The organism is Streptomyces sp. SID486, from assembly GCF_009865385.1.
Classification (GTDB): Bacteria; Actinomycetota; Actinomycetes; order Streptomycetales; family Streptomycetaceae; genus Streptomyces.
The window spans coordinates 1-6,158 of sequence record NZ_WWJT01000245.1; the positions used below are offsets into that span (position 1 = coordinate 1).

The following is a 6,158-nucleotide window of genomic DNA, read 5'->3' on the forward strand; positions in this document are numbered from 1 at the left end:
CCGGTGCCTGCGCACCGGCCGGTGGCCGCCACCGCGGCCGGTCAGCCGGAACGTGGCCGCGAGCGGGCCCGGCGCCGCAGCGCGCGTCGCTCCAGCTCCGTCGTACCGCCCCAGACGCCGATGCTCTGGCCGGTGTCCAGTGCCCAGTCGAGGCACTGCTCCCGGACCGGGCACCCCTCGCACACCGCCTTGGCCTGCTGTGCCTGCACCTGTGCCGGACCGGTGGTGCCGATCGGGAAGAACAGGTCGGGGTCCTCGTGGCGGCACGCGGCATGTTCGCGCCAGTTGTCCATCAAAGTCTCCTGGATCGGATCGAAGTCGTCGTGCCTGTCACCCGTGTTGCACGCGTTCCTGGTTTCGGGTGACCGGTCAGGGCGACGTGAAACGGAACGACCGGACCCGATCGGGCGAGGGCCGCGGATCGGTCGCCGCGCGGAGCCGGCCCGCACGCGCCCGCCGACGGCCGCGTGAGCGCGGTCGAACGGGCCGTACGGCATGGCAGGCAGAGCACGGTCGCGCCCGAACGGGACCTCGGCGACGGGGAGTTCGTGCGGGCAGCCGGCACCCGGGCCGGTGGCGGTCCAGCGGCGTGGCGTGTCGCGCCGCGGGGTCCGGGGGGCGGTTCAGCGGCGCAGTGTCCGCGCCGCGGTCCCGGCCACCGCGTCGGCCAGGGCCGCCAGTGCGGGGGAGTCGAGCCGCCACTGCTGCCAGTGGAGGGCGACGTCCATGTACGCGCCGGGGGTGAGGAGCACCAGTTGCCCCCGCTCCATCAGGGGCCCGGCCTGCACCTCGGGGACCATGCCCCAGCCGAGCCCGGCGGCGACCGTGTCCAGGAACCCCTCGGAAGTGGGCACGTGGTGGCGGAACGGGCCCGCCGACCTTCCGCCGAGCCGGCGCGCGAACCCGTCCTGGAAGTCGTCCTTGCGGTCGAAGACCACGACCGGTGCCCGGGACAGCGCCTCCGGCAGGGGCCGTCCGTCCAGGTGGGCGGAGACGAACTGCGGGGCGGCCACCGGCAGATAGCGCATCCGTCCGAGCGGACGGACCGTGCAGCCCGGCACCGGGTCGGGCAAGGTGGTCACCGCCGCCATCACCAGTCCCTCCCGCAGCAGGGCGGCCGTGTGGTCCTCGTCCTCCCGGTGCAGTTCGAAGCAGAGTCCCTCGACCCGGGTGAGGGCCGGCAGGAACCAGGTCGCCAGCGAGTCGGCGTTCACCGCGACCGACACCCGCGTCGGCTCCCCGGTGCCGCTCAGCCCCAGCTCCCCCCAGGCGTCCCGCTCCAGCCGGGCGAGCTGGCGGGCGAACCGCACCAGTACCGCGCCCGACTCGGTGGGCCGCACCGGCTTCGTGCGCTGGAGCAGCACCCGGCCGGTGCGCTGTTCGAGGGCCTTGACCCGCTGGCTGACCGCCGACGGCGTCACGTGCAGGGCGGTGGCGGCCGCGTCGAAGGTGCCCTCGTCCACCACCGCCAGCAGCGTCCGCACCTGTTCCAGGGGAAGGTCTGTCATCACAGACGCTAAGGGTACGTAAAAATCTTTAGCTGTACTTGTCACGGTGGGTTGCCTAGCGTCGGGGACCATGAGCTCCGCCCTGACCGCCGCTGCCGCCGGATTCGGCACCGGCCTCTCGCTGATCGTCGCCATCGGCGCCCAGAACGCGTTCGTGCTGCGCCAAGGGGTGCGCCGGGACGCGGTCCTCGCCGTCGTCGGCATCTGCGCCCTGTCCGACGCGGTGCTGATCACGCTCGGCGTCGGAGGGGTCGGCGCGGTGGTGGTGGCCTGGCCGGGCGCGCTCCGGGCGATCGGGATCGTCGGCGGTGCCTTCCTCCTCTGCTACGGCGCCCTCGCGGCCCGCCGGGTGCTCCGGCCGGAGCCGGCCGGTCTGAGCACTGAGGGGGAGGCGGCCGGCTCCCGGCGCCGGGCGGTGCTCACCTGCCTGGCGATGACCTGGCTGAACCCCCACGTCTATCTGGACACGGTGTTCCTGCTCGGCTCCCTGGCCGCGGACCGGGGCCCGCTGCGCTGGACCTTCGGCCTCGGTGCCGCGTTCGCCAGCCTGTGCTGGTTCGCCGCACTCGGCTTCGGCGCCCGGCTGCTCGGCCGGTTCCTGGCCCGGCCGGGCGCGTGGCGGGTGCTCGACTGCCTGGTGGCGCTCACGATGCTGGCCCTGGGCGCCGCCCTGGTCGCCGGTCCCTGAGGAACCTGCGGAATCGGTTCGAACCCCAGGGGTGTTGCTGCGATAGTTAGCTTCGCGAAGCGAAATGATGTAACGAGCAACCAGGACATTCGTGGACACCAGCGAGAGCAGCAGCACCGAGACCGGTACCGAAGAGCCGGCCGCCGACGAGGCCCCGCCCCGCAGCGGCTGGCGCCGCTGGGCGATGGACACCCGCCCCCTGCGCATCCCCGCCTACCGGCGCCTGTGGTCGTCGACCATCGTCACCGCCGTGGGCAGCCAGCTCACCGCCGTCGCCGTACCCAAGCAGATCTACGACATCACCCACTCCTCGGCCTGGGTCGGCTACGCGAGCCTGGCCGGTCTGGTGCCCATGGTCGCCTTCGCCCTGTGGGGCGGCGCGGTCGCCGACACCGTGGACCGCCGCAAGCTGCTGCTGGTCACCAACAGCGGGATCGCGGTGACCTCGCTGTTGTTCTGGACGCAGGCCGTCACCGGGCTGGACTCGGTCGGTGTCCTCATGGTGCTGCTCGCGCTGCAACAGGCGTTCTTCGGGCTCAACGCGCCCGCCCGTACCGCCTCCGTCGCCCGCCTGGTGCCCGCGCACCAGCTGCCCGCGGCCAACGCGCTCGGTTCGACGGTGATGCAGACCGGTCTGGTCGCCGGCCCGCTGCTCGCCGGTGTGCTCATCCCGGTGATCGGGCTCCCCGAGCTGTACCTGATCGACGCGCTGGCGCTGTGCGTGACCGTGTGGGCCGTCCACCGCCTGCCCGCCCTGCCACCGCTCGGCGGGGCGGCCGCCCGCCGGGCGGGACTGCGCGAGATAGCCGACGGGTTCCGCTACATATCGCGCCACAAGGTGCTGCTGCTGTCGTTCCTCGCCGACATCGTCGCCATGGTGTTCGGCATGCCCCGCGCCCTGTTCCCGCAGCTGGCGGCGCAGACGTACGGCTCCTGGGGCGAGGGCTTCGCCCTCGGTGTGCTGTTCGCCGGCATCCCGGTGGGCGCGGTGCTCGGCGGACTCTTCTCCGGGGTGTTCTCGCGGGCCCGCCGGCACGGCTGGATGGTCATCGGCTCGGTCGTCGGCTGGGGTGTGGCCATCGCCGGGTTCGGACTGACCGGCAGTCTCTGGCTGGCTGTGGTCTTCCTCGCCGCGGCCGGGGTCGCCGACATGGTCTCGATGGTGTTCCGCGGCGCGATCCTGCTGTCGGCCGCCACCGACGAGATGCGCGGCCGGATGCAGGGCGTGTTCACGGTGGTCGTCGCGGGCGGCCCGCGCCTGGCCGACGTCCTGCACGGCACCGCGGGCGCGGCGTTCGGCACCCGTGCCGCCGTCGCGGGCGGTGGCGCCTTGGTCGTCGTGGTGATGCTGGCCCTGGCCTGCGCCGTACCTGCCCTGCGCCGCTACCGCGTCTGACCGCCTACAGGGGCCCTCGCCCGCGACGCAGGGCGTACTGGTCCATCAGCTTCCCGCGGGTCGTCTCCAGCCGGTGGGCGAGGATCTCGGCCACCGTCCGGACCACCGACAGCCCGAGCAGCGGATCCTCCACGCACAGCGCGAGCACCGAGGGCCCGTCGAACTGGTAGGCGCGCACGTTGCTGAAGGCCACCGCCCCGAAGTCCCACTTGTACGGCGGGAACAGCCAGGACCAGCCGAGCAGGTCGCCCGCCCCGAGCGTGGCCACGGTCACCTGCTGCCGGGCGGTGACCTGCTGGTCCAGATGGACCGCGCCCGAGCGGATCACCCAGAACCGGTCGGCCGTGCCGCCCGCCTCGAAGATGCGGGTGTCCTCCGGGAAGGAGACCTCCTCGGCCACCTCCATCAGGCGCTCGCGCTGCGCCTGGGGGAGGGCGGTGAGCAGTTTGATCGCTTTGGTCATGGCGCGGGGCTCCTCGCCGGCGGCGGTTGCGGTGCTGTGCTTACAGCCCATTTCAGCCGCTGCCGCCTCCCCGGGCACCTCGAAGGGAGCGGCACCGCGCCCTCGTGTCGCCGAGCGGGCAGCAAAAAGCCCTGGCTGGACGGGGGAAGCCAGCCAGGGCCGTATGCGGTGACGACGGGGAGGGGGGAAGGACGGTTCCGCGCCGCTCCCGCGCATCACGTATGGGTGAACAATAAACCATTTTCCTTGACCACCGGTAGCCGGAAGCAGGTCGGGTGACCTCTTTCACTCCGGTCCCGCCTTGGTCCGGCCCGGGCGGACGATCTCGTCCAGCACCCGCGCCACCGCCTCGTACGCCCGGGCCCGGTCCGCCGCCTCCCGCGCGCCCTCCGGGTCCGTCGCCGTCAGCGCGCTGGCCCGCTCCCGCCAGGCCCGCTCCTCCTCGGCCGCGCGCTCCCGGCCCCGCTGGATCCGCCGCAACAGTTCGTCCGCGTCCACGACATCCGTCATCCCGGCCGGGTACCCGCTCGAAACCAGGTGATGGCACCCGCGCCGACGGTGTTTGACAACCGCTGCGGGGGTCAGCCGGAAGAAGGACAGCAACGTGATCCGGGCGCCGTTCAAGGAGGACAGGATGCTCGACAAGCACCGCAAGGACTCCTTCGCGACCACCCTGCCGGCCGCACGCCACCGGGTGCCGGGCCGGCCCGCGGAAGCTCGCAGAACGGTGGAGCGGGTGATGACCGAACGGTGCCGTGCCCGCGCCCTGCCGTGCCCGCCCGAGGCCGTGGAGGACGCCCTGCTGGTCACCTCGGAACTCACCACCAACGCCCTGCTGCACGGCGGAGGCATCACCGGCTTCGACGTCGACGTCGACTCCGGCGGTGTCCGGGTCTCCGTCAGCGACCGCAGTGACGAACTCCCGGTGGCCCACCCGGCCATGGACGGCAGCGGCCGCACCCTGCCCGGCGGACGCGGCTGGCCCATCGTGTGCCGGCTGGCGAGGGACGTCCGGGTCGCCGAGCTGCCCCGCGGCGGCAAGCGCATCACCGCCGTCGTACCGCTGAGCTGAAGCGGTTCTCGAAGTTCCGCTCGGCGGCGTTTGTCCGCATGGCCGGGGGGCAGACGGAACCTCGTGCTTCGGACCGGAGGCGCGCGCCCGGCGGGACCCACGACCGCTGTCCGGCCCGCTCGACCTGCGGGCCCGGCGGCCACCCCCGCGGCGACCCCCTGACACCACCGTTCGGGCCCGAACCCGGAACCGTCGTTCCGGCTGTGCCCTGAAACCTCGTTCAGGAGCGATTCCGCATGCTGACCGACATGTCGACAAGCCGTCCCGGCACCCCCGCGCCCGCGGACGCCCCCGCCGGTGCCACCCCGGGGCCCGGCCGGCGGAACCACGATGACGCCCCCGACACGGCGGAGCGCTTCGCCCGGCTGGCGGAACTGGAGGACGGCCCCGAGCGGGACGCCGTCCGCGACGAACTCGTCACCGCCTGGCTTCCCATGGCCCACCGGATCGCCGGCCGGTTCCGCGACCGCGGCGAGTCCGTGGAGGACCTGCGCCAGGTGGCCGCACTCGGGCTGGTCAAGGCCATCGACCGGTTCGACCCCTCCCGCGGGGCCTTCGAGAGCTATGCCGTCCCGACGATCACCGGAGAGGTCAAGCGGCACTTCCGCGACCGGATGTGGGCCCTGCGCGTGCCCCGCCGGGTGCAGGAGCTGCGCAACCGGGTCCGGGTGGCCCGCCGGGAGCTGACCCAGAACCCCGGCAGTCCCGAACCCACCCCCGCGGCCATCGCCGCCCACACCGGACTCACCGAGGAGGAGGTGAACGCCGGTCTGGAGGCGCTGGAGAGCTTCAGCACGCTCTCGCTGGACGCCGAGCTGTCCGCCGGCGACGACGGCTACAGCCTCGCCGACACCCTCGGCGAGTCGGACACCTCCTACGACGTCGTGGTCGACCGCGAGGCCGCCAAGGAGGGACTGCGCCGGCTGCCGGAGCGGGAGCGGGCCATCCTCTACATGCGCTTCTTCGAGGACATGACGCAGAGCCGTATCGCCGACCGGCTCGGCATCTCCCAGATGCACGTCTCCCGGCTG

The 6,158-nt window shown here is 73.1% G+C and carries 8 protein-coding genes; 4 read left to right on the forward strand and 4 right to left on the reverse strand.

The window, feature by feature from the left end; all coding sequences use genetic code 11:
* Positions 1-41: 41 nt before the first annotated feature.
* Both GT045_RS12130 and GT045_RS12135 read right to left on the reverse strand, forming a co-directional pair.
* Positions 42-293 (reverse strand): WhiB family transcriptional regulator, encoded by a 252-nt coding sequence (locus GT045_RS12130; RefSeq protein ID WP_161293536.1) that lies wholly within the window; start codon positions 291-293, stop codon positions 42-44.
* Between the two features lie 330 nt (positions 294-623).
* Positions 624-1,511: a LysR family transcriptional regulator ArgP gene (locus tag GT045_RS12135; protein ID WP_161293534.1), complete on the reverse strand. Its 888-nt coding sequence runs from the start codon at positions 1,509-1,511 to the stop codon at positions 624-626.
* 67 nt (positions 1,512-1,578) lie between these two features.
* Between GT045_RS12135 and GT045_RS12140 the strand changes: the two genes are divergently transcribed.
* Positions 1,579-2,196, forward strand: a complete 618-nt coding sequence (locus GT045_RS12140; RefSeq protein WP_161293532.1) for a LysE/ArgO family amino acid transporter — start codon at positions 1,579-1,581, stop codon at positions 2,194-2,196.
* A 91-nt stretch (positions 2,197-2,287) separates the two neighbouring features.
* A complete protein-coding gene (locus GT045_RS12145) occupies positions 2,288-3,592 on the forward strand; it encodes an MFS transporter (RefSeq protein WP_161293530.1) in 1,305 nt (434 codons plus the stop codon).
* Positions 3,593-3,596: 4 nt separating this feature from the next.
* Here GT045_RS12145 and GT045_RS12150 read toward each other — a convergent pair whose 3' ends face one another.
* Positions 3,597-4,055: a cyclic nucleotide-binding domain-containing protein gene (locus GT045_RS12150; RefSeq protein ID WP_161293528.1), complete on the reverse strand. Its 459-nt coding sequence runs from the start codon at positions 4,053-4,055 to the stop codon at positions 3,597-3,599.
* 285 nt (positions 4,056-4,340) lie between these two features.
* The gene (locus GT045_RS12155; RefSeq protein ID WP_161293526.1) at positions 4,341-4,565 is read right to left on the reverse strand and encodes a hypothetical protein; all 225 of its coding nucleotides are present in this window, start codon (positions 4,563-4,565) and stop codon (positions 4,341-4,343) included.
* Positions 4,566-4,689: 124 nt separating this feature from the next.
* On the opposite strand from GT045_RS12155, the gene GT045_RS12160 reads away from it, so the two are divergent.
* Both GT045_RS12160 and GT045_RS12165 read left to right on the forward strand, forming a co-directional pair.
* Positions 4,690-5,127 carry an ATP-binding protein gene (locus tag GT045_RS12160; protein ID WP_161334161.1) on the forward strand — a complete coding sequence of 146 codons (438 nt, stop codon included), beginning with the start codon at positions 4,690-4,692 and terminating at the stop codon, positions 5,125-5,127.
* Between the two features lie 236 nt (positions 5,128-5,363).
* Positions 5,364-6,158, forward strand: a 795-nt coding sequence (locus GT045_RS12165) for a SigB/SigF/SigG family RNA polymerase sigma factor (protein ID WP_161334162.1), incomplete at its 3' end; no start/stop codon positions are given.